Consider the following 24,134-nt stretch of genomic DNA (forward strand, 5'->3'; position numbering starts at 1 on the left):
TCTCTTCTTCCAAATCTGTTCTTCTCACTAAATCTTCAACATTTTGTTTTAAAATGCTACGTGCGGTATCTAATCCAATTTTTGCAAATTCGTCAATTACCCATCCGTCGATTTCATCTGAGAATTCAGTTAATTCAACATCATCTTCTTCTGCAACACTTCCTTCGCGTATTACGTCCAATTCATAACCTGACAAAAGTCCGGCTAGTTTGATATTGTGACCTCCTCTACCAATTGCTTTTGATACTTCTTCTAATTTAAGAAATACTTCTGCTCTTTTTTTCTCTTCATCAATTTTAATCGATGAAACTTTTGCAGGACTCAATGCTCTTGTAATAAACAACTGACTGTTCGTTGTAAAATTAATAACATCAATATTTTCATTTCCTAACTCACGAACAATGCCATGAATTCTGGATCCTTTCATTCCCACACATGCACCAACGGGATCAATTCTGTCATCATAAGAGTCTACAGCTACTTTCGCTTTTTCCCCAGGTATTCTAACCACTTTTCTAACAGTAATCAAACCATCAAAAATTTCAGGAATTTCTTGTTCAAATAATTTTTCTAAGAACTTTTCTGAAGTTCTTGACATAATGATTTGAGGCTTGTTCCCTTTTAATTCAACACCTTCAATGATTCCTTTTACATTATCTCCTTTTCTGAAAAAATCAGAAGGAATTTGTTTTTCTTTTGGAAGCACAATCTCATTTCCGTCATCATCTACCAAAATTACAACTCTCGGACGAACATGGTGCACTTCTGCAGTATAAATTTCTCCTATTAAATCTTTAAAATGCTTGTATAGGTTCGTACTGTCGTGTTCGTGAATTTTAGAAATCAAATTTTGTCTAAGGGCTAAAATCGCTCTTCTTCCTAAATCGATTAATTTTACTTCTTCAGAAACATCTTCTCCAACTTCAAAATCCGGCTCAATTTTTCTTGCTTCTGATAATGAAATTTCAGAGTTTTCGTCTTCAACTTCACCATCTGCAACAACCACACGATTTCTCCAAATCTCCATATCTCCCTTATCAGGATTTATAATGATGTCGAAATTATCATCCGATCCATATTTCTTTTTTAAAGCGTTTCTGAAAACATCTTCTAAAATTGCCATTAAAGTTACACGATCAATTGATTTGTCGTCTTTAAACTCTGAAAATGATTCAATTAATGCTAAATTTTCCATGCTAAATTGTAAAAATTTCTAAAATATTATTATAACTATTGCTTCTTTTATGTCACTTAAAGGAATTTCAATCTTTTTTTGTACGGTTTCTTTTCCTTTTCCAACTTTTTTGGGCTCTCTTGCTGTCCAAGTAAGTGTAATGGCTTCTTCTGAAACTGATTCTAATGTGGCTTCAAATTGTTCAGAATTGGTTTTTACTTTTAAAACCCTTCCAATATTTTTTTTATACTGTCTGATGGATTTTAATGGGGTTGAAACTCCGGCAGAGGCCACTTCTAAAGAAAAATCAACCTCTTCTCTATCCAGATTGTGCTCAATCGCTCTACTGATATCAATACAATCCTGAAGCGTAACACCATGATCTCCATCAAGGGTAACCATTATTTTATTCGCATCAGAAATAGAAAAATCAATCAAAAACAATTCTGGTTTCTCTTCTAATCCTTGTTGCAACAACTCGAAAACTTGATCTTTAAAAGCCATATTTTTATAAAAAGAGGCACGCTTTGCGTGCCTCATTATTCAGTATCAAACAAATAATGGTGCAAATATAGTGATTTTTTTATAAAATAAAAATCATTGTATTTTGTTTAAAAATATTTGTACCTTTATGATATGAATTAACAAACTACAAAAACGAATAGCACACTTATGAAAAAAATTTTAATCCCCACGGACTTTTCAAAAAATGCCGAATATGCTCTTAAAGTTGCCGCACAAATTGCAAGAAAAAATGACGGCGAAATCATCTTACTTCATATTTTAGAACTTCCTCACCAAGCAGGAGACGCCCTCTCCAGCGGACATGAAATTCCTGAGATTATGTTCTTCAAAAGAGCCGCCATGCAAAAATTAGAAGATTTAATGGACTCAGAGATTTTTGAAGGCTTAAACGTTTCAGAAATTGTACAATTTGATTTGGCTTTTGATGGCATTATGGACATTAGTAAAAAAAATAATGTTGATTTAATTGTTATGGGATCACACGGAGCAAGTGGTTTTAAAGAAATGTTTATTGGTTCTAACGCAGAAAAAGTGGTTCGCTCTTCTGAAGTACCTGTGTTGATCATCAAAAATGAGATTGAAAACTTTAAAATCAATAAATTTGTTTTCGCCTCAGATTTCTCAGATGAGATAAAAGCTCCTTTTGAAAAAGTAGTAGCTTTTGCAAATGCATTTGATGCTGAATTAAACTTGGTTATGATTAACACCCCTAACAGTTTTAAATCTACCTTGGTTTCTCAAGACATTATGAATAAATTCCTTGCCGGATTTTCAATAAAAAAACATGTCACACATATTTTTAACGATGCTAATGTTGAGAAAGGAATTTTAAATTTTGCTAAAAGTATTGACGCCGATTTAATTGGAATGTGCACACACGGTAGAAAAGGGTTATCTCACTTCTTTAACGGAAGTATTAGTGAAGATTTGGTAAACCACGCTCTAAAACCGGTTGTGACTTTTAAAATATAATTATACTTCACAAAAACAAAAATCCCGTTTAGGTTTCTAAACGGGATTTTTGTTTTATATAGAATTTAGAAAACTATAGTTCCAGTGCTTTTTTAGGATTGTTATCCATCAACAACTCTATTGGGTTTTCTAAACCTTCTTTCACAGCAACTAAAAATCCAACTGATTCTCTACCATCGATGATTCGGTGATCATATGACAACGCCACATACATCATTGGAGCAATAACCACTTGACCATTTACAGCAATTGGACGCTCAATAATATTGTGCATTCCTAAAATTCCTGATTGTGGTGGGTTGATGATTGGTGTTGAAAGCATACTTCCAAAAACACCACCGTTTGAAATGGTAAATGTACCTCCTGTCATATCGTCAACTGTGATTTGTCCATCACGAGCACGAATGGCTAAACGCTTAATTTCTGATTCAATACCGCGGAAAGATAATGTTTCTGCATTTCTAACTACAGGAACCATTAAACCTTTTGGTCCGGAAACAGCTACTGAAATATCACAGAAATCATAAGCAATTTTGTGTTCACCATCAATCATAGAATTTACATCCGGATAAAGTTGTAAAGCTCTGGTTACGGCTTTGGTAAAGAAAGACATAAAGCCTAATCCTAATCCGTGTTTGTCTTTGAAAGCGTCTTTAAATTCGGTTCTTAATTTATTTACGTTGGTTAAATTAACTTCATTAAATGTAGTTAACATTGCCGTTTCGTTTTTAGCAGAAACTAATCTTTCGGCTACTTTACGACGAAGCATTGATAATTTGGTACGTTCTGAACCACGACTTCCACCAGTTGGTGTTCCCATAGATGGTGTAGCATTTACTGCATCGTCTTTAGTGATTCTTCCACCTTTTCCAGTTCCTACGATATCTGAAGGTTGGATATTTTTTTCGTCTAAAATTTTACGAGCTGCCGGTGAAGGTGCTTGTGTTGCATAAGTATTTTCAGCAACTGGAGCTGCTTTTGGTGCCTCTGTTTTCTTCTCCTCTGCTTTTGGTGCTTCTACTTTTGCCTCCGTTTTTGGAGCATCTCCACTTGGTTTTGCAGCTGAAGTATCGATTAAACAAACGACTGCTCCAACAGCTACAGCATCACCTTCTTCTGCTTTTAGGGTGATGATTCCGCTGGCTTCTGCAGGTAATTCTAAAGTGGCTTTGTCTGAATCAACCTCAGCAATAGCTTGGTCTTTTTCCACATAATCCCCATCTTTTACTAACCAAGTTGCTATTTCAACTTCTTTTATTGATTCTCCCGGAGAGGGAACTTTCATTTCTAAAATCATATCTATTTTTAGTTTAAAGTTTAAATGGTTTCAAGTTTCAGGTTGCAGTAACTTGAAACACGAAACACGAAACAAATTTTTATCTAAACAAATTTTTGTCAAATACCATTCTGATTGCATCGGCGTGGCGTCTTCTGTCTCTGGTATGACTTCCAGCGGCCGGTGCTGCATAAGCTTTTAATGAGGCTAATCGCCATTTTACCAACTCAAAATTCATTAACATGAAACTGTATGCCCCCATGTTTTTAGGCTCTTCTTGTGCCCAAACATAATCGTCTGCGTTAGGATATTTGGCTATTATTTCTTTTAATTGCTCGATTGGTAAAGGAAACAATTGCTCGATTCGTACCAAAGCTACGTCATTTCTGCCTAAGTTTTCTCTTTCGGCTAAGATGTCATAGTAGAATTTTCCAGTGCAAAATACGAGTGTTTTTACTTTCTTTTTATCAACTGAATTGTCGTCGATGGTTTCTTGAAAACTTCCGTTGTACAGTTCTTCTTTAGTTGAAACACACAATGGGTGACGTAGTAAACTTTTTGGTGAAAACACAACTAACGGCTTGCGGAACTTGGTTTTCATTTGTCTTCTCAACAAGTGGAAAAAGTTCGCAGGCGTTGTACAATCGGCTACATACATATTGTGACGGGCACAAAGTTGCAAATAACGCTCCATTCTGGCAGAAGAGTGCTCGGCACCTTGACCTTCGTAACCGTGCGGTAATAATAGCACAATTCCGTTTTGGTTGTTCCATTTGTCTTCGCCACACGAAATGTATTGGTCAATCATAATCTGGGCACCGTTTGAGAAATCGCCAAATTGGGCTTCCCAAATGGTTAATGCGTTTGGATTGGCTAAGGCATAACCGTAGTCGAAACCTAACACGCCATATTCAGAAAGGAACGAGTTGAACACGTTGAACTTTCCTTTTTTATCTTTTAATCCGTTTAATAAAATTACTTCTTCTTCGCTGTCTTCTACTTTTACAACGGCGTGACGGTGCGAGAAAGTTCCTCTTTCGACATCTTGACCGGAAATTCGAACATCGTAACCTTCTGTTAATAATGTTCCGTAGGCCAATGTTTCTGCAGTTCCCCAATCGATGGTATCGTTATCGTACATTGTTTTTCTGTCGGTAACAATTTTGCTGATTTTATTGATGAACTTTTTATCAGATGGTAAAGTTGAAATGGATTCAGCAATCACATCTAATTTCTTTTTGTCGAAGGTAGTTTTCACTTTTTTCAACATTTCATCGTCTGAAACTTGCTCAAATCCCTCCCATTCATTTTGCATAAATGGTGTAATGATGGTCAATTCTTTTTTGCGTGAAGCTTCTAAATTTTGATCTAACTGAGCTTTATAATCACTTTCGATTTTGTTAATATATGCCTGGTCAACAATGCCATCAACAATCAACTTTTCAGCATAAATATCTTTTGGATTTCTATGTTTTGCGATGATTTTGTATAAAACCGGTTGCGTAAAACGAGGCTCATCACCTTCATTATGACCATATTTTCTATAACCTAATAAATCGATGAATACATCACGACCAAAGGTCATTCTGAAATCTAAGGCAAAAAGCATTGCGTGAACAACTGCTTCGGTATCATCTGCATTCACATGCAAAACAGGTGAAAGCGTTACTTTCGCTACATCAGTACAATAAATTGACGAACGAGCATCAAGATAATTAGTTGTAAATCCGACTTGGTTGTTAATCACCAAATGGATAGTTCCCCCTGTTTTGTAACCGTCTAATTGCGACATTTGAACAATTTCATACACGATTCCTTGTCCGGCTACTGCCGCATCTCCGTGAACGGCGATTGGCAATACTTTTGAGAAATCGTTCGGGAAATACTTGTCTTGTTTTGCTCTTGTAATTCCTTCAATCACAGCACCAACCGTTTCTAAATGCGAAGGGTTTGGAGCTAAATTGATGTTGATATTTTTACCTGATTTTGTTTTTCTGTCGGCAGTTAAACCTAAATGGTATTTTACGTCGCCGTCAAAATATTCTTTATCGTAATCTTTTCCGTCAAATTCGGAGAAAATGTCTTGGGTTGGTTTGCCAAAAATGTTGGCTAATATGTTCAAACGACCACGGTGAGCCATTCCCATCACAAATTGCTCAACGCCTTTTTCGGCTGCAGATTCAATTAATGCGTCTAAAGCAGGGATGATACTTTCACCACCTTCTAATGAAAAACGTTTTTGACCTACATATTTTGTATGTAAAAAGTTTTCGAAAGAAACGGCTTCGTTCAATTTATTAAGAATGTGTTTTTTCTGATCTCCTGAGAAATTTGGTAAATTATCATTGATATTTAATCTGTTTTGAATCCACTCGATAACTTCAGGTTTACGGATATACATGTATTCAACACCGATAGATTGGCAATAAACATTATCTAAATGTTTAACAATTTCACGCAATGTTTTAGGCTCATGTCCTAAAACTTTGGCCGCATCAAAAACAGTTTCTAAATCAGATGTAGAAAGGCCAAAATTTTCTAAAGCCAAAGTTGGAGCATAAGTTCTTCTGTCTCTAACCGGATTGGTTTTGGTAAACAAATGTCCTCGGGTTCTGTATCCGTCAATCAACTTAAGAACATTAAATTCTTTCTGTAATTTGTCAGAAACCAAGCTACAATCTTGATTAGCTGCAGAAAAATCTGCCAGTTGAAATACTTGCTCTTCGCTAGAAACTTCCATTCCAAAGTCGAAACCTTGAAAAAAGGCTCTCCAACTAGGTTCAACAGCATCCGGATTCACGGTATACTGTTCGTATAAATCGGCAAAAAACTGAGTGTGAGCTGCGTTTAAAAAGGAAAACCTATCCATATTTAGTAGTAATAAACCTTGTGTGTTAAAAATAGTTTTGCAAAAGTACAATATTTGATATAATCTTTTATTTATTTTTACATACTTTTATGTTATAAATTGCTAAAAAGATATAGCCATGAAAAAACTGAATTGTATGAAAAAATGGACAGCCTTACTTCTTCTCTTTTTTGGAATGACCTCCGTTTTTTCTCAAAAACAACCTGTTCCTAAAAATCCGTTTTGGTCTAAAGTTAGATTTGGTGGAGGTTTAGGTCTGAGTTTTGGAAACAACTATACTGATATTATGATAGCTCCAGGAGCAGTTTATGAGTTCAATCAATACATTAGTTTAGGTTTTGGACTTCAAGGGAGTTACGTAAAGCAGAAAAACTTTTTTGAATCCTATATTTACGGTGCCAGCATGATTGTTTTAGGACATCCGATTCCTGAAATTCAATTATCTGCTGAATTAGAACAACTCCGGGTGAATACTTCTTATGAAGATAATTTAGGATCTTTTAAAGATAATTTTTGGAATACGGGATTATTCTTAGGAGCTGGTTATCGTACCAATAATGTCACCGTTGGGTTGCGGTATAATGTGCTGCACAACAACAACAGAAATGTGTATTCTGAAGCTTGGATGCCGTTTGTTAGAGTTTATTTCTAAACCAAACTTTCTGCCATTCTCTTTTTAATATTAAAAATGCTACATCACCTGCTAGTTCAGAAATGTCATCCCCATTGAGTTTTTTGACTTCTTCTTCAGAAACATCAATAATGTAAAGCAAATTCAAATATTCGGCAAATTTGTATTGAATGAGTCGATACACTTTTTCGTGCAATTGAATTTTCAACTCATTTGGCGAAGTGCTTAACGGAAAATCAACCGGTTCGTTGGCAAAATTGAAGTCTTTATTGAGCTGTTCAATCAATTTAAGATATAAATTTTCTTTCTCTGCTTCAGACAAAAGATGATCGGTTGATGTTGGGATGGGATACATTTAGATTATTTGTTAATTATAGCTATTTCTTCCTATTACCTTTTCCCATTACCTTCTATACCTTTCTTTTCATCAACTTCTCTCCAAATGCTCTCAAAACCATTTTTTTATCTTCCCCAATCTGCATTTTGGTTAAGGTGTCAAAGGCTTTTATAGTATACGCTTCAATCGCGATTTGAGTTGCTTCTGAGGATCCGGTTTGATTAAAAAATTCTTTTACTGATTCAATTTTTTCTGAATTATCATTGGGTTGAATGGAATATAAATGTAACAATTGCTCACGTTCTTCTGCTTTGGCAAATTCCATTGCTTTTAAGTAAAGATACGTTTTTTTGTTTTCGATAATATCGCCACCAACTTGTTTGCCAAAAGTCTCTGGATTTCCAAAACAATCTAAATAATCATCTTGCAATTGAAAGGCGATTCCTAAATTCAATCCGAAATCATAAATTAAATTGGCATTTTCTTCTGATGTTTCGGCAATAATTGCTCCCATTTTCATCGCAGCCCCAACCAAAACAGCGGTTTTAAATTCAATCATTTTTAAATATTCGGGAATTGAAACATCGTCTCTGGTTTCAAAATCAACATCGTATTGCTGACCTTCGCATACTTCCAAAGCTGTTTTGCTGAATAATTTCGCCAAAGCTCTAAAAATTGTTGGTTCATAACTTTCAAAATATTGATAAGCTAAAATCAACATTGCATCTCCTGATAAAATTCCGGTATTCAGATTCCATTTTTCGTGGACGGTTTCTTTTCCTCTTCGCAGCGGAGCATCATCCATAATATCATCATGAACTAATGAAAAATTATGAAAAACCTCAACAGCAGTAGCTGCCGGAAGTGCTTTCTTGAAATTTACATCAAAAACTTCAGTTGCCATTAAAGTTAAAACCGGACGCATTCTTTTTCCGCCTAAACGCAAAATATAATCTATCGGCTCATAAAGATTCTTAGGTTCTTTCAGAATTATTTGACTTTCCAGATAGGTAATAAATTGTTCTTGATAAACCGTTATCGAGTGCATTTGCAGAGTGTTTTTTGAATTTATATGGGATACAAAGAAAATCAAAAAAAGCCGAAAGCCGAAACCTGATGAATAAATCAATCAAAAAACAAATGTTAAATAATTGTAAATACTTTGGAAACTATTTCGGTATTAAAAGTTTCCTATTTACATTTGCCAACGAAAACAGAACTTGAATAAATGAAAACGAAGATTATAGAAAAAGCAACAGAATTGTTTTTAAAGTTAGGCTTTAAAAGCATTACCATGGATGATATTGCCAACGAAATGGCGATTTCGAAGAAAACCATTTACAAGTTTTTTTGCAACAAAGAGGTTTTGATTGAAGAAACAGTTGAAAAGGTTCACAATGATATTCATCACACGATGTCGGAAATATTTCAGCAAAACCACAATGCAATTGAAGAAAATTTTGAAATAAGACGGACGTTTAAGGAACTGTTTAAATCCTCGGAAACTTCGCCGGTGTATCAGTTGAAAAAACATTATCCGGAAATTTACGATAAGGTATATTCGAGACAGGTTGACGAATGCAAGATCTGGTTCAGAACAAACATTGAAAAAGGGATTGCACAAGGTTTGTATCGTTCGGAAGTGGATATTGAACTGTATTCAAAATTTTATTATCTGCTGATTTTTCAAATCAATGACTCCACCATTCTTGAAAAGGAAGCCTCCGCCTTAGAACTAAAAGCACTAGAATATCACACGAGAGCTTTATCAACTTCCAACGGCGTTGAAGAACTTGAAAAACAATTATCTAATCCCAATATATAATCATCAATCAATGAAAAAAACAATTTTTATGTTAATAGCCTTTACTTTATCAGTAAATGCACAGGAAGTAAAAATGCTTTCGTTAAAAGACGCAATCAACTATGCGTTACAAAACAAATCGGAAGCAATTAAGGCAAATCTGGCGGTTGAAAATTCCGAGTATCAGATTCAGGAAGTCCGTTCACAGGCATTGCCGCAAATTTCGGCTAACGGGAATCTAACCTATAATCCTATTATACAGCAAACGGTTATAGATGGAGCTTCGTTTGGACAACCCGGAACGACTATTCAGGCTGAATTTGGACAAAAATGGACTTCTGTTGCGGGTGTATCGCTAACGCAAAACATCTTTAATCAACAGGTATTCACAGGGTTAAAGGCTGCCAAAACCACCCGGGAGTTTTACAAAATCAACAAGGATTTAACAGACGAGCAAGTGATAGAACGAGTGGCAAATGCTTATTATCAGGTGTATCTGCAACGTCAAAAACTAACGGTTATAGAAAACAATCTGAAAAACACCACTAAAGTTAAAGAAATTATTAAAAATCTGTTTGATAACGGTTTGGCCAAAAAGATTGATTTGGACAGGATTACCGTTACACTGAATAACATTACCACTACGCGTCAACAGTTGTTGAACGCTGTTGAGGTTCAGGAAAATGCTTTAAAATTCTATATGGGTATGCCCATGGATGAAAAAATTACGATACCTGATTCGGAAGTGGAAGTAACCCCACTTCAGTTGGAAGAATCTGCGAATACTGCTCTACGCTCTGAATACAAGCTGTTAGAGTCTCAAAAAAGTTTGCTGGAGCTGAACAAGCAAGCCATGAAATCTCTTTATTATCCTACGCTGTCACTTACAGCAGGCTATAACTATATCGGTCAGGGACCGCAGATGCCATGGGGGGCAAGACCTTCTGATAAGGTATACTGGTCCGATTTCTCTTCTGTCGGTTTAAATTTGAATATTCCGATTTTTACAGGTTTTGGAACCCGTGCCAAAGTACGTCAGGCGGATATTGATGTCCGTGAGGCAGAAGCTGATTTGGCAGACACAAAATTGTCTTTGGATCTGGCCTATAAAAATGCGAAAACACAAATTGAAAACAGTCTGATTACGATTGAAAATCAAAGACAAAACGTAACGTTAGCCCAGGAAGTGCTGGACAATACACAAAATAATTATGTTAACGGGCTAGCAACACTCACAGACCTTTTGGATGCTGAAAATTCTTTGGTAGAGTCCCAAAACAATTACAATAATGCATTGTTAGAATATAAATTAGCAGAAATTCAGTTAATCAAATCAAAAGGAGAATTAAAAACACTAATTAATTAATCAACATAAAATGAAAAAAGTATTATACATAGGAATAGTCGTTGCAGTTCTGGCATTATTTGGCTTTATACTCAACAACAACAAGGAAAAGAATGAAGCGGAAACTGCAATTGTAGGGCAGAAAAATACTTCTGTTGCAGTAAAGACAGCAACCGTAAAAAGCGAAATTGTTTCGACTGATTTTGTTGCCAACGGAAATTTTTCCCCTTATCAGGAACTTAACTTTTCGGCTGAAAATTCAGGAAGGGTTACACAGGTTTTGGTAAGAGAAGGCAGTGTTGTGAAAATCGGGCAAACATTAGCTATCATTAAAGGAGATAAACTTTCGGTTGATGTGCAAAGTGCCAAAGCAGCGTATCAAACGGCATTAACTGATAGTCAGCGTTTTGAAAATGCTTTTAAAACGGGAGGGGTAACGCAGCAGCAATTAGATCAGGCCAAGTTGAATTTAGCAAATGCGAAAGCAAGATTAGACCAGGCCAACATCAGTTTTGGCGATGCGACAATCAGAGCGACCATAAACGGAATTGTAAACAAAAAATATATCGAACCGGGTTCTGTGGTTTCTTCGGGAACCCAGTTGTTTGATTTAGTTAATGTTTCTAAATTAAAACTGAAAGTTACAGTCAGTGAAAATCAAATTGCTTCATTAAAAACAGGCTCTGCCGTAAAAGTAAAAGCAAGTGTTTATCCGGATAAGGAATTTTCGGGGAAAATTACTTTCATTGCTCCGGTGGCTGATGCCTCACTGAACTTTCCGGTGGAGATTGAAATAACAAATAGTGGAGACAACGATTTGAAAGCAGGAATGTACGGAACGGCTCATTTTGAAGCTGACGAAAAACAAAAAATACCTTTAAAAGTTGTTGCGAGAACGGCTTTTGTAGGGAGTGTCAGCAACAATGAAGTGTTTGTTGTTAAAAACAATGTTGCGAAACTCACAAAAATTGTTTCGGGAAGAATTTTCGGCGATAAGGTAGAAGTTTTAGACGGATTGAACGAAGGTGATACGGTGGTTACAGGCGGTCAGATAAACCTGATAGACGGTGCTAATGTATCGATCATAAAATAAATTAACAGTTAACGTAATTCTGAAACATGAAAATAGCAGAAATATCCATAAAAAGACCCACTATCATAGCTGTATTGTTTATCATCCTTACGTTGGGAGGTATCTTCAGTTATACGCAACTGGGTTATGAGCTGGTTCCGAAATTTGAAATCAACGTAGTAACGGTTTCTACAATTTATCCCGGTGCCTCTCCTTCGGAAGTTGAAAATACGGTTACCAAAAAAATAGAAGATGCGATTGCCTCTTTGGAAAACGTGAAAAAAGTGGAATCAAAATCATTCGAAAGCTTGTCGTTGGTAATGATTACGCTGACCGCTGATGCTAATGCCGATTATTCGCTGAATGATGCCCAACGAAAAATCAATGCCGTTTTAAAGGATTTGCCGGACGATGTTGATCCTCCTTCGCTCAGCAAATTCTCGATAAGTGATTTACCCATTATTACTATCGGGGCAACGTCTGATATGGACGAAATTCTTTTCTATGATTTGCTGGACAAAAAAATCCAGCCGATATTATCCCGTGTCAACGGAGTTGCCCAGGTAAATTTAGTAGGCGGTGAAGAACGTGAAATCCAGGTAAGCCTGGATGCCAAAAAACTGCAGGGTTACCAGATTTCAGTTCCACAGGTTCAGCAAATGATTCTGGCTTCGAATTTAGATTTCCCTACCGGAAACGTAAAAACGAGAGAAAACAGTACTTTGATCCGTCTCTCAGGAAAGTATAAAAATGTAGAGGAGCTGCGAAGCCTGGTAATTTCTTCTAAAAACGGTATTCAAATCCGTTTAAGTGACATTGCGGATGTTCAGGATTCGCAAAAAGAAGTGGAAAAAATTGCCCGAATCAATCAAAAAAGTGCTATACTGTTGCAGGTTATTAAACAATCGGATGCGAATGCGGTGGCGGTAAGTGAAGCAATTCAAAAAGCCGTTGTTCAGATTGAAGCAGATTATAAGGCCAATGGTGTAAAGCTGAACATTGCAGATGACACCACGGAATTTACCCTTGTTGCGGCCAATGCAGTAATGAAGGATTTATTTATTGCGATTTTGCTGGTAGCCTTTGTGATGCTGTTCTTTCTGCACAGTTTCAGAAACGCCCTGATTGTGATGGTTTCGATTCCTGTGTCGCTGATTGCCACTTTTATCGGAATAAGCCTGTTGGGCTATACGCTTAATCTGATGAGTTTGTTAGGGCTGTCCCTTGTTGTAGGTATCCTGGTGGATGATGCGATTGTTGTTCTGGAAAACATCCACAGGCACATGGAGATGGGCAAAAACAAAGTGCGGGCGGCTTATGAGGGAGCTTCTGAAATCGGGTTTACGGTAACCGCCATTACACTGGTAATCATCGTGGTATTTTTACCGATTGCAATGAGTACGGGATTAGTTTCCAATATTATTACCCAGTTTTGTATGACGGTTGTTATTGCAACGCTGTTATCGCTGTTAGCTTCTTTTACGATTGTTCCATGGTTGTTTTCACGCTACGGAAAACTGGAACACATTACTAAAAGAACTTTTTTCGGAAGGGTTATTCTTTCTTTTGAAGCCGGTTTGGATAAATTCACACACTGGGTAACAGGAATTTTAGAGTGGTCGTTGAAATTTAAAAAAACGACACTGTTAATTGTATTGGTTTTGTTTTTTGCTTCTTTCGGCTTAGTTGGAGGCGGATATATCGGGGGTGAATTTTTTGCCAAAATTGATAAAGGCGAATTTATGGTTCAGATAGAATTGCCAAAAGATGCCTCTATCGAACAATCTAACTTTATGGCCCAAAAAGCAGAAAACTTTTTGAGCAGTAAAAAAGAGGTTGTCGGTTTGATTACTACCGTTGGACAAACCAGTGACGGTTTTGGAGGTTCGCAAACCACGGTTTATAAATCGGAGATTAAAGTAACGCTGAACGACAAATCGGAACGCGAGGACAACACTTTTGTATATGCTGCCAAAATCAAACGTGAGCTTGAAAAAGAGCTGGTGGATGCAAAAGTAAAAACGGTTCCTGTTGGTTTATTCGGAGCGGATCAGGCACCGTTAATGTTAACGGTAACAGGCTCTTCACAAAAAGACGCGATGGATTTTGCTGAAAAAGCGGCGGCGGAACTTCGTAAAATCAGTGGAGCAACGGAAGTAAAATTAACTTCGGAAGATGGAAACCCTGAAATTAATGTTCAGGTAGACCGTGATAAAATGGCTGCTTTAGGTTTGGATTTAAGCACTGTCGGGATGACCATGCAAACGGCATTCAGCGGAAATTCAGATGGTAAATTCAGAGCGGGAGAATACGAATATGATATTAACATCCGGTATAATGAGTTTGACCGTTCTGACTTTAACGACGTAAGCGAACTGATTTTTGTAAATAATGCGGACCAGCAAATCAAATTGTCGCAATTTGCAAAGGTTACACAAAGTTCGGGACCGAGTTTGCTGGAACGCAGGGACAAGACGCCTTCTGTCAATGTTGAAGCACAAACTGTCGGACGGCCATCCGGTACGGTTGCAGCAGAATGGGAAGCTGTTTTTTCTAAAATGGATCGTCCGGCAGGTGTGAATTACATCTGGGGCGGTGATATGGAAAATCAAACGGAAGGTTTCGGAACGTTAGGTTATGCGTTGTTGGCTGCGATTATATTGGTTTACCTGGTAATGGTAGCTCTTTATAACAGTTTTGTAACGCCTTTTGTAGTACTGTTTTCCATTCCGCTTTCCTTTATCGGAGCCTTGGTGGCTCTGGCCTTAACCAATAATTCATTAAACGTATTTACCATTTTGGGAATCATTATGCTTATTGGTTTGGTGTGTAAAAATGCGATTTTATTAGTCGATTTTGCAAATCACCGGAAAGAGGCAGGCGAAAGTACACACGATGCACTGGTTCAGGCAAACCACGCCCGTCTGCGTCCTATTTTGATGACTACCATTGCCATGGTATTCGGTATGGTACCCATTGCTCTTGCTTCAGGTGCAGCGGCTGAAATGAATAACGGACTGGCCTGGGTAATCATCGGAGGATTAATTTCGTCTTTGTTCCTTACGCTTGTTATTGTTCCGGTTGTTTACAGCATTTTTGACAGTATTATTGTTCGTTTCAATAAAAATAAAGAAGAAGTAAATTATGAGGTAGAAATGACCGCTGAATATATTCCCGCAGAAGTGAGCGAAGACGGTTTTACCTCAAAACATATATAAAACATAATTCCACAAACAAATTAACCCGATTAAACCACGTGAAAGCGTGGTTTTTTTTATCTTGCGTAAAACATTTTACATGAAAACAATTTTAAGTTTCTTTTTACTATCCCTTTTATTAATAGGCTGTGCCAAAGAAGAAATCCAATCAATCAAAATTAAAAACCAATACACAATTGAAGTTCCAAACTTCATGAGTCAAACCGCTATTTTAAATAGAGATGCTTCACTTCAAGTTCAAAATGAAGCAAAAGAGTTTTTTACGGTAGTGATTGATGAACCTCAAGCAGAATTTAATGAAATGATGTTGACGTTAGGCAATCAATATGAAAGTAATTTTACTGGATATACCAATTTGATTACGGATAATTTAAAACTGATGGTTGAGAAAAATAATTTTTCTGAAATTAAAGACGTCACTATTGACGATAAAAAAGCCAAGCTCTTCACGATTGAAGGCACCGTTGATTCACACGAAATTATATACCATCTCGGCTTTATAGAAGGTAAAAAACACTATTACCAAATTGTGAGCTGGACCAGTTCAAAACAAAAAAAGGCAAACTTCAAAAACATGGAACAAATAGTGCACTCATTTAAGGAAACTGTAAAATAAAAAATCCCACCTTAAAAGTGGGATTTCTTATTCTCTATGAGTGGTTCTTATGCTTCAAATGGAACAACAGATACAAACGACTTGTTGTCTCCTTTTTTCTGAAACTTAACCACACCGTCAACTCTTGCGTGTAACGTGTGATCTTTACCCATGTAAACGTTGTCACCTGGGTTATGTTTAGAACCTCTTTGTCTTACAATGATATTTCCTGCAATAGCTGCTTGACCACCATATATCTTAACGCCTAAACGTTTCGATTCTGATTCTCTACCATTCTTGGAACTACCGACACCTTTCTTGTGAGCCATGATGTTTAAGTTTTAAATGTTAATTATTCTTCTGTGGTTTCCGCTTTTTTAGCAGTTTTCTTTTTTGGTGCACTGGCATTAATTCCCTCAATAACAATTTGAGAAAATGATTGTCTGTGACCATTTTTCTTTTTGTAACCTTTTCTTCTTTTCTTTTTGAAGACAATTACTTTATCACCTTTTAAGTGTTGAATCACTTTGGCTTCTACTGAAGCACCTTCTATAGCGGGGGCGCCAATGGTAACTGTTCCATTATCATCTAACAACATCACTTTGTCAAAAGAAACTTTGCTTCCTTCTTCAGTTGCTAAACGGTGAACAAATACTTTTTGGTCTTTGCTTACTTTAAATTGTTGCCCTGCTATCTCTACGATTGCGTACATAACAATATGTTTTAATTGATTTTTTTAAGGTTGCAAATATACAACTATTTATGATTCACACAACTGTAAATCAAAAAATAAATGAATCTAGAGAAAAAATTAAGAGGTCATTTTTAATATTTGAAAAAAAACTTAGTAAATCTGTAACAAAATACCGAAATTGCACTCTTATTAGAATCAAAAAATAAATCACTAATTTTTATGAAAAAATCTTTAATGGCCTTAAGTTCAGTTCTTATGCTAGGAAGTACTGTTTCTGCTCAAAAAGTTGAGTTTGAACATTACACCCTAAATAACGGTATGCACGTGATTTTACATCAAGACAATTCTGCTCCTGTTGTGATCACTTCTGTAATGTATCATGTTGGAGCAAAAGACGAAAATCCTGAGAGAACAGGTTTTGCCCACTTTTTTGAACACCTTTTGTTTGAAGGAACTAAAAATATCGAGCGTGGCGAATGGTTTAAAATTGTAACCGGAAACGGTGGTACAAATAACGCAAATACTTCTGATGACAGAACGTATTATTATGAAATCTTCCCATCTAATAATTTAGAATTAGGTTTATGGATGGAATCTGAACGTTTACTTCACCCGGTTATCAACCAAATTGGTGTGGATACGCAAAACGAAGTAGTGAAAGAAGAAAAACGTTTACGCGTTGACAACCAACCGTACGGAAACATTTTAGCGGAAGTAAAACGAAACATGTTTTTCAAACACCCTTATCGTTGGGCAACTATCGGTTCTATGGAACATTTAGACGCAGCAACTTTGGAAGAATTTCAAGCATTCAACAAAAAGTTTTATGTACCCAACAACGCTACTTTGGTAGTGGCAGGTCAGTTTGATCCTGCTCAAGCCAGAAAATGGATTGACCAATATTTCGGATCCATTCCAAAAGGAGCTCCTATCACTCGTGAAAAATTTGTGGAAGATCCAATCACACAACCTTTAAGAGCTAGATATGAAGACCCAAACATCCAAATTCCAATGGCAATGGTTTCCTATAGAACCCCTTCTATGAAAACTAGAGATGCTCGTGTTTTAGATATGATTTCTACAATTTTATCAGATGGAAAAAGCTCTAGACTTTACAAAAAAATGGTAGACGAAATGAAAATGGCCCTTCAAATTGGAGCATTCAATTTCAGCCAAGAAGATTATGGCTTGTATATTTTATACGGCTTACCAATGGGAAGCAACACACCGAATGACATGATTGCTGAATTTGACAAAGAAATTGTAAAGCTTCAAACTGAACTAATCTCTGAAAAAGAATACCAAAAACTACAAAACATCTACGAGAGCCAATATGTAGATAGCAATTCATCAGTTGAAGGTATTGCTGGTAATTTAGCAACATTCCACATGCTTTATGGCGATGTAAATTTAATCAATACTGAAATTGAAATTTACCGTTCAATTACCAGAGAAGAAATTAGAGACGTGGCGAAAAAGTACTTAAACCCAAACCAACGTTTAATTATGGATTACGCTCCTAAATCAGATAAAGCTCAAAACTAAGATAGACAATCATGAAAAAAATATTAATTATTGTAACGAGCTTGTTATTAACATTTACTATGCAAGCACAAGATAGACCGCAACCTAAACCGGGACCTGCACCAAAAATCAACATCGGAAAACCACAAACTTTTGAATTGCCAAACGGCTTAAAAGTATTGGTCGTTGAAAACCACAAATTGCCAAGAGTTTCTTATAGCTTAACCATTGATACACCTCCGTATGCTGAAGGAGCTAAAAAAGGTGTTTCTGATTTAACCGGAGCTTTGATGGGCAACGGGACTAAAACGGTCTCTAAAGACGACTTCAACGAAGAAGTAGATTTCTTGGGAGCTTCAATCAACTTTAGTTCAAATGGTGCTTTTGCCAGCGGATTGTCAAAATATTCTCAGCGAATTTTAGAATTAATGGCTGATGGGGCGTTGAATCCATTATTTACACAAGACCAATTTGATAAAGAAAAAGCAAAACTTATTGAAGGTTTAAAATCACAGGAAAAAAGCGTACCTGCAATTGCAAGAAGAGTAGAAAACGTTTTGGCGTATGGAAAAAACCACCCAAGAGGTGAATATGTTTCCGAAGAAACCGTTAATGCCATTTCGCTTGAAGACGTAAAACAAAACTATATTACTTATTTTACGCCGTCTAATGCTTATTTGGTAATTGTTGGTGATGTAAAATTCAATGAAGTTAAAAGTGCTGTAGAAAAATTATTTACTCCTTGGAAAAAAGGAACCGCTCCTGCGGCTACTTATACAAACCCAAAAGATGTTCAATATACGCAAATTAACTTTGTAGATGCTCCAAATGCAGTGCAATCAGAAATTGCAGCAGTGCACATCACCAATTTAAAAATGACGGACAAAGATTATTTTGCAGCTCTTTTGGCCAATCAAATCTTAGGTGGTGACTTCAACAGTTATCTAAACATGAACTTAAGAGAGGCTCACGGCTGGACCTATGGTGCTCGTTCTAGCTTAAGAGGAAACAAATATGTAAATAATTTTTCTGCTTCTACTCAAGTTAGAAACGCGGTTACAGACAGTGCTGTAGTTGAAATTCTTAAAGAAATCAAACGAATCAGAACTGAAAAAGTATCTGACGATGTGTTGAAAAATGTAAAAGCAGGTTATGTTGGAAACTTTGTAATGCAAATCGAAAAACCGGCAACTGTAGCTCGTTATGCTCTTCAAACAAAAACACAAGGCCTTCCGGCTGATTTCTTTGAAAATTACATCAAAAACATCAATGCAGTTACAGCCGATGACATTTTAAGAGTTTCTAAAAAATATTTCCTTGCCGATAATCTTAGAATTTTAGTGGTAAGTAAAGGTGCGGATGTATTACCGGGATTGGAAAAACTAAACATTCCTATTTTCTATTTTGACAAATACGGAAATAAAGTAGATAAACCTGTTGCAAAAACGGTTAGTGCTGATGTAACCCCTAAAGCAGTATTGGAAAAATACATTGATGCTATTGGTGGTAAAAAAGCTGTTTCTGATGTAAAAACACTTTCTTTGAAAGGTACTGGTTCGTTTCAAGGAATGACAGTTGAGTATTCTAAAAAGAGTTCTAACACAAATAAGATAAATGAGACATTAAGCCTTATGGGACAATCAATGTCCAAAGTTTTTAACGGAACAAAAGGATATCAAGCCGGTGGAGGACAAAAAATGGATTTCACTGAAGAAGAAAACAAACAAATGAAATTTCATTCTAATCCAATTCCGGAATTAAGCATGCTTGAAAAATTGGATATCAAACTTAATGGTATTGAAAATATCAATGGAAAGGATGCTTATGTAATTCAAGACGGTGAAAGTAAATTCTGTTTCGATGTTGAAACTGGATTAAAAACAGCAGAAATTACTACTGTTGAGGCTCAAGGTCAGAAAATGAGCATTACACAACCTTTTAGCGATTACAAAGAAGTTAATGGTGTTAAATTCCCACATAAAACAGCAATTAACATTGGTGTTGAAATCGAACTTGTTATTAGCGAAGTAAAAGTTAACACAGGTGTAACAGAAGAAGATTTTAAATAAGTAGTTTATTTTTGATGAGAGAGACTGCCAGCAATGGCAGTCTTTTTTTTGCTATTACAAAAGCGTCAATGAACTAAATCAGCTTTTTTTAATAAAATTTCTACTATCTCTGCATTTAATTTAGAAGCAATTGTCGTATCAGTCTTCGTAATAACTATCTCAAATTTATAAAACAAATTATCGTCTTTTATTTTTATTCTATCTGAATCATTTTCAAAAGATTTATAAAACTTTTTCAAATCAACATTTTCAGCTTTAACTTCATATTCAGAGGGCATAGAAACTATAGTATTTTTTGAATTCAAAATAGGTGTTTTTTGCCATTTCATTGAATAACCTAAATGTTTAACCTCATGTATATTTGTATTCGGAAATTGAAGTGGAATTGTAAGGACAATAACTAAAAACAGGTTGAAACTGAAGTGAATTAATATCGATTTAACCAAACTATAATTTAAAACAACCCATAACAATATCAACCCCATACTAAATTGAAAAAACATTGGTAGAATTGTATATACTGAATGAAAATCATAGATTTTGTAATGAACAAGAGAAAAAAGAATTGAATTTAAAAAAAACAGAAATACTTTATTGCTTTGTCTTAAAAATTGAGTCATCAATAGAATTATATAAAAAGTAAAAAGATAGTAATTATCCGTTATGTAAATATAAATCGGGATACCAATGACTGAAATAATTTTAACATAAAACTTTTTTATAAAAAATCCTCTAAAAATTATTTCCTCTAAAATTGGTGCTACAAATAAAGCACTAAATACGAAAAAGAAATAATTATTAGTTGTTTCCAATCGAGTCAAATGATTAGTTTCTCTACCTAAAATCGTAAAAATAACATTATATATTATAAAGGTGCAGCAAAAGATCACTACACCTATAATTATTAAATAATTGTATTTTTTATTTTTAAATATATTTACCATAAAAATTATCTACAACCCACATTACAAGTAGTGGAAAACCAACCTACACTGAATTCCATGTACGGAGTTTACTTCCGCAATTTAATGCACTCATTGCACCTCTACATTGCTCAAGTGGAGTATCTTGCATCGAAGCAATCACTGCTACTGCAATAGTTAAAACAGCCCTTGCTATTACACCTGGATTTCGGTTAGAAAAACCTTGTTGTTCTTCTTCAAAATGATATGTAAAGTTTTTAACTTCTCGTCCATTACTCTCAGCGTCAAATGTAAAATAGTCATTATACCTTACAATATTTTTAACAAAAATAAGTTCATTAGTGTCTGTATTTGAGATAATAAAGTCATCACTTGTATTTTCATCAATTAATTCTGTTTGAATATTATTTTCAGATAGTAGAAAGTAAGACTCTAATATTCCGTCAACTAATTCATTAACCGCAAATTCTCCATCCATAAAGTATACACGATTATCAATTTCTACGTTATCTGGCAAGCCTCTAGCCATCAAATCTTGCCCAAATTTCTGATTATCAATTTCGCTTTGATTAGAGCAAGAATAACCCAAAACAAATGATAATACTAATGCTAATTTTAATGTTGTTTTTTTCATCTTTTAAAATTTAAAGTTAAAATTATTTTATGGTTAACCGATATAAAATTGCAAAAAAAACAGTCACAACTTTTCTTATTAAATTAACATAATTTTAACTCTTACAATTTTTACTTAATATCATTTCTTCGCTGAAAGATAAACCCCCAATAAAATAATTGAAGCTCCAATTAACTGCACAAAAGTAAGGGTTTCATGATCCACCATACCCCATAAAAAAGCAACAACAGGAATTAAATACGTAACTGATGAAGCAAAAACAGGCGACGATATTTTAATCAATTTAAAAAATAAAATATTGGCCAATGCGGTTCCAACTACTCCTAAAATAAGAATGTAAACTAGCACATTTTGAGTAGCTTCCGTTTGTACAGCAGTAAAGAAATCAGAAAAATAAAGCACTGCCAAAGCCGGAAATAAAATCACCACAAAATTCCCCGTAGTAATACTCAACGGGTTCAAATCAGACAAATACGTCTTGATGATGTTCACGTTTAAAGCATAACAAATGGATGCAATCACCAACAAAATCGCGTAATAATAGTTTTGATCCGGGTTATTCAAGGCACCGTTCATAATGAGCAACGCACTGCCCGCTAAACCGATAAAAACACCAAAAATTTGACGTCGTTGAAAATCAATTTTAAAAAGAATAATTCCTAAAACTAAGGTATTCAATGGTGTTAGCGAATTCAGAATAGCACTAACGGAACTGCTTATTTGCGTTTGAGCCACAGAAAATAAAAAAACCGGAATAAAAGTGCCCATAATAGCTGTGAGTGCAATATATTTCCAATGGCGTAATTGAATGTGTTTAATACTGTTAAACCCGATGATTAAGAGAAAAAGAGCAGCAAAAACCATTCGAAGTGAACCCAATTGAAAGGGATTTAACCCCACCAAACCTCTTTTAATCAAAATAAACGAACTACCCCAAACAAGGGCCAAAATAATTAAAAATACAAATTTTAAATTCTTGTTTTCCATGACAAAGTATTGCGTCACAAATCTGCGTTAAATTTCCCGAAACATACGTGAAAAATTTGTTATTTTTGTACTACGTTAGCAATTAAAGCGTTAACCTAAGTACTAATTTTAAAATATATCCTATGAAAATCACACAATCTTTACTGGCATTAGCAATTTGTGGAGTTTTATTTACAAGCTGTAAAGAAAATGCAAAAGGCGAAAACGACACAGCTACTGTAGAAATCTCAGACGAAACAACGGCTCAATTAGCAACAGCAAGTTTTACCATTGAAGGCATGCATTGTGCTGTTGGATGTGCCGGAACCATCCAAAAGAAATTAGCAAAATTAGAAGGCGTTGAAGAAGTGGATGTTGATTTTGACAACAAAAAAGCAACCATCACTTATGATGCAAACAAACAAACCCCTGAAATTTTAGTACAAACCGTTGAAAATATTTCAAAAGACTACATCATTTCTGATGTAACTTCTTCTGCTGACAAAGCATTTTATTCTGAAAAAGATAAAAAAAGAAAAAACAAAAAAGACGCTTCCAAAAAAGAAAGCACTACAGAGACTGAGGAAGCTAAAAAAGAATGTACCACAGAAAAAAAAGCTTGTTGTGCTTCCAAAAAAGTGGAGACTTTGTAATCTGATAACGCAATGAAAATGCCACTAAACCTTTGCTAAAGTAACCCTTTATCAAAGGTTTTTTTATGAATTATGCCAAGAATTAGATTTGTTCTATTGCAAGGGCAGCCCAAGTTTCTATGTGGATTCGCAGTGATTAGTGCAAATTTAAAACACTTAAATTAGCAAGATTCAAGAGTACATTACAGTTATTTATTTAACAAACACATTTTTCACAACTACTACAATTACATCTTAAAACTCTCGTTACTACTAAAAAAGAAATTATATGCGGAATTTTTTTTTCTTATTTTTAGGTTTGTTTGGAGCACAAGCCCAAACATCTTCATGGAGTGTTGAACTAAGCTATCCTGCTTTAGTAGATCAAAATTTTGTTGGAGCCAATTTTAACGGGATCGTAGAAGCTGGAACCAAATATCAATTTTGGGAAAACCTTTCTTTTAAAATCGGAATTTCTTTACATACCGGCTTGTTCAAAGACAAAGAGGGTATTCAAGATCCTACCACCGATTTTGATTTACTCATTTGGACGCTACAACCGCGTATTTACGGGGTGTTATTTTTACCAACCCTACCGCAATTCCACCCAATTATTGGAATAGGTTATAGTGCCGTAACCTTTTTCACCAATGGTAACGTTATGACTTTCTTTCCTCAAGGCAACGAAACCCGATATGGATTAAATGCAGCAGCAGGTTTTTCACTTGATGTGAGCAAGCAGTGGTATTTTCATGCCAGTTATGATTTTATTAAACTTTCCAATTCAGGGAATTTCACAACCCCTTATTTGCAAAACATCAACTTGGTCAAACTTGGGGTGGGGTATAGAATATAAGAATTTCAAAATGAACTA

At 35.4% G+C, this 24,134-nt stretch carries 22 protein-coding genes; 11 read left to right on the top strand and 11 right to left on the bottom strand.

Annotated features, from left to right (window positions below; all coding sequences use genetic code 11):
* On the bottom strand, positions 1 to 1,195 hold a 1,195-nt coding region (nusA, locus tag B3L86_RS06695), incomplete at its 3' end, for a transcription termination factor NusA (protein WP_291116695.1).
* Between the two features lie 18 nt (positions 1,196 to 1,213).
* Complete coding sequence (rimP, locus tag B3L86_RS06700; RefSeq protein WP_291116697.1) at positions 1,214 to 1,678, bottom strand: ribosome assembly cofactor RimP; 465 nt, start codon at positions 1,676 to 1,678, stop codon at positions 1,214 to 1,216.
* Positions 1,679 to 1,846: 168 nt separating this feature from the next.
* Here rimP and B3L86_RS06705 point away from each other — a divergent pair, with 168 nt between their 5' ends.
* Positions 1,847 to 2,671 carry a universal stress protein gene (locus B3L86_RS06705; RefSeq protein WP_291116699.1) on the top strand — a complete coding sequence of 275 codons (825 nt, stop codon included), beginning with the start codon at positions 1,847 to 1,849 and terminating at the stop codon, positions 2,669 to 2,671.
* Between the two features lie 73 nt (positions 2,672 to 2,744).
* Here the strand turns inward: B3L86_RS06705 and odhB are convergent, their stop codons facing one another.
* Both odhB and B3L86_RS06715 read right to left on the bottom strand, forming a co-directional pair.
* Positions 2,745 to 3,968 (bottom strand): 2-oxoglutarate dehydrogenase complex dihydrolipoyllysine-residue succinyltransferase, encoded by a 1,224-nt coding sequence (gene odhB, locus B3L86_RS06710; protein ID WP_291116702.1) that lies wholly within the window; start codon positions 3,966 to 3,968, stop codon positions 2,745 to 2,747.
* Positions 3,969 to 4,047: 79 nt separating this feature from the next.
* On the bottom strand, positions 4,048 to 6,816 hold the full coding sequence (locus tag B3L86_RS06715) for a 2-oxoglutarate dehydrogenase E1 component (RefSeq protein WP_291116705.1): 2,769 nt from the start codon (positions 6,814 to 6,816) through the stop codon (positions 4,048 to 4,050).
* 118 nt (positions 6,817 to 6,934) lie between these two features.
* Here B3L86_RS06715 and B3L86_RS06720 point away from each other — a divergent pair, with 118 nt between their 5' ends.
* Entirely contained in the window at positions 6,935 to 7,468 is a 534-nt protein-coding gene (locus B3L86_RS06720; protein ID WP_291116708.1) for a hypothetical protein, read from the top strand.
* Here B3L86_RS06720 and B3L86_RS06725 read toward each other — a convergent pair.
* Both B3L86_RS06725 and B3L86_RS06730 read right to left on the bottom strand, forming a co-directional pair.
* Positions 7,452 to 7,802, bottom strand: a complete 351-nt coding sequence (locus B3L86_RS06725; RefSeq protein WP_188362915.1) for a hypothetical protein — start codon at positions 7,800 to 7,802, stop codon at positions 7,452 to 7,454. The two genes, B3L86_RS06720 and B3L86_RS06725, sit on opposite strands and share 17 nt — an antisense overlap.
* 55 nt (positions 7,803 to 7,857) lie before the next feature.
* Positions 7,858 to 8,832 carry a polyprenyl synthetase family protein gene (locus B3L86_RS06730; RefSeq protein ID WP_291116713.1) on the bottom strand — a complete coding sequence of 325 codons (975 nt, stop codon included), beginning with the start codon at positions 8,830 to 8,832 and terminating at the stop codon, positions 7,858 to 7,860.
* Positions 8,833 to 9,012: 180 nt separating this feature from the next.
* Here B3L86_RS06730 and B3L86_RS06735 point away from each other — a divergent pair, with 180 nt between their 5' ends.
* From B3L86_RS06735 to B3L86_RS06755, 5 genes are all read left to right on the top strand, one after another.
* On the top strand, positions 9,013 to 9,609 hold the full coding sequence (locus tag B3L86_RS06735; RefSeq protein WP_291116716.1) for a TetR/AcrR family transcriptional regulator: 597 nt from the start codon (positions 9,013 to 9,015) through the stop codon (positions 9,607 to 9,609).
* A gap of 10 nt (positions 9,610 to 9,619) precedes the next feature.
* Positions 9,620 to 10,954 (top strand): TolC family protein, encoded by a 1,335-nt coding sequence (locus tag B3L86_RS06740; protein WP_276978683.1) that lies wholly within the window; start codon positions 9,620 to 9,622, stop codon positions 10,952 to 10,954.
* A 10-nt stretch (positions 10,955 to 10,964) separates the two neighbouring features.
* Positions 10,965 to 12,026, top strand: a complete 1,062-nt coding sequence (locus tag B3L86_RS06745; protein ID WP_291116723.1) for an efflux RND transporter periplasmic adaptor subunit — start codon at positions 10,965 to 10,967, stop codon at positions 12,024 to 12,026.
* A gap of 26 nt (positions 12,027 to 12,052) precedes the next feature.
* Positions 12,053 to 15,223 carry an efflux RND transporter permease subunit gene (locus B3L86_RS06750; protein WP_291116726.1) on the top strand — a complete coding sequence of 1,057 codons (3,171 nt, stop codon included), beginning with the start codon at positions 12,053 to 12,055 and terminating at the stop codon, positions 15,221 to 15,223.
* A gap of 79 nt (positions 15,224 to 15,302) precedes the next feature.
* On the top strand, positions 15,303 to 15,839 hold the full coding sequence (locus B3L86_RS06755; RefSeq protein WP_291116729.1) for a hypothetical protein: 537 nt from the start codon (positions 15,303 to 15,305) through the stop codon (positions 15,837 to 15,839).
* 47 nt (positions 15,840 to 15,886) lie between these two features.
* Here B3L86_RS06755 and rpmA read toward each other — a convergent pair whose 3' ends face one another.
* Entirely contained in the window at positions 15,887 to 16,147 is a 261-nt protein-coding gene (gene rpmA / locus B3L86_RS06760; RefSeq protein WP_188362921.1) for a 50S ribosomal protein L27, read from the bottom strand.
* Between the two features lie 23 nt (positions 16,148 to 16,170).
* A complete protein-coding gene (gene rplU / locus B3L86_RS06765) occupies positions 16,171 to 16,530 on the bottom strand; it encodes a 50S ribosomal protein L21 (RefSeq protein ID WP_188362922.1) in 360 nt (119 codons plus the stop codon).
* Positions 16,531 to 16,731: 201 nt separating this feature from the next.
* Between rplU and B3L86_RS06770 the strand changes: the two genes are divergently transcribed.
* A complete protein-coding gene (locus tag B3L86_RS06770; protein WP_291116734.1) occupies positions 16,732 to 18,057 on the top strand; it encodes a M16 family metallopeptidase in 1,326 nt (441 codons plus the stop codon).
* 11 nt (positions 18,058 to 18,068) lie between these two features.
* A complete protein-coding gene (locus B3L86_RS06775) occupies positions 18,069 to 20,105 on the top strand; it encodes a M16 family metallopeptidase (RefSeq protein ID WP_291116737.1) in 2,037 nt (678 codons plus the stop codon).
* Positions 20,106 to 20,170: 65 nt separating this feature from the next.
* On the opposite strand, the gene B3L86_RS06780 is transcribed toward B3L86_RS06775, so the two are convergent.
* The 3 genes from B3L86_RS06780 to B3L86_RS06790 all read right to left on the bottom strand — a co-directional run bounded on the left by B3L86_RS06780 (position 20,171) and on the right by B3L86_RS06790 (position 22,649).
* Positions 20,171 to 21,049 carry a CPBP family intramembrane glutamic endopeptidase gene (locus B3L86_RS06780; RefSeq protein ID WP_291116739.1) on the bottom strand — a complete coding sequence of 293 codons (879 nt, stop codon included), beginning with the start codon at positions 21,047 to 21,049 and terminating at the stop codon, positions 20,171 to 20,173.
* 43 nt (positions 21,050 to 21,092) lie between these two features.
* A complete protein-coding gene (locus tag B3L86_RS06785) occupies positions 21,093 to 21,662 on the bottom strand; it encodes a hypothetical protein (protein WP_291116742.1) in 570 nt (189 codons plus the stop codon).
* Positions 21,663 to 21,782: 120 nt separating this feature from the next.
* Positions 21,783 to 22,649: a DMT family transporter gene (locus B3L86_RS06790; protein ID WP_291116744.1), complete on the bottom strand. Its 867-nt coding sequence runs from the start codon at positions 22,647 to 22,649 to the stop codon at positions 21,783 to 21,785.
* A gap of 122 nt (positions 22,650 to 22,771) precedes the next feature.
* Here B3L86_RS06790 and B3L86_RS06795 point away from each other — a divergent pair, with 122 nt between their 5' ends.
* Entirely contained in the window at positions 22,772 to 23,281 is a 510-nt protein-coding gene (locus B3L86_RS06795) for a heavy metal-associated domain-containing protein (protein ID WP_291116746.1), read from the top strand.
* A 268-nt stretch (positions 23,282 to 23,549) separates the two neighbouring features.
* Positions 23,550 to 24,116 carry an outer membrane protein gene (locus B3L86_RS06800; protein WP_291116748.1) on the top strand — a complete coding sequence of 189 codons (567 nt, stop codon included), beginning with the start codon at positions 23,550 to 23,552 and terminating at the stop codon, positions 24,114 to 24,116.
* Positions 24,117 to 24,134: the final 18 nt, after the last annotated feature.

It is taken from the genome of Flavobacterium sp. UBA6135, from assembly GCF_002428305.1.
Taxonomy (GTDB): Bacteria; Bacteroidota; Bacteroidia; order Flavobacteriales; family Flavobacteriaceae; genus Flavobacterium.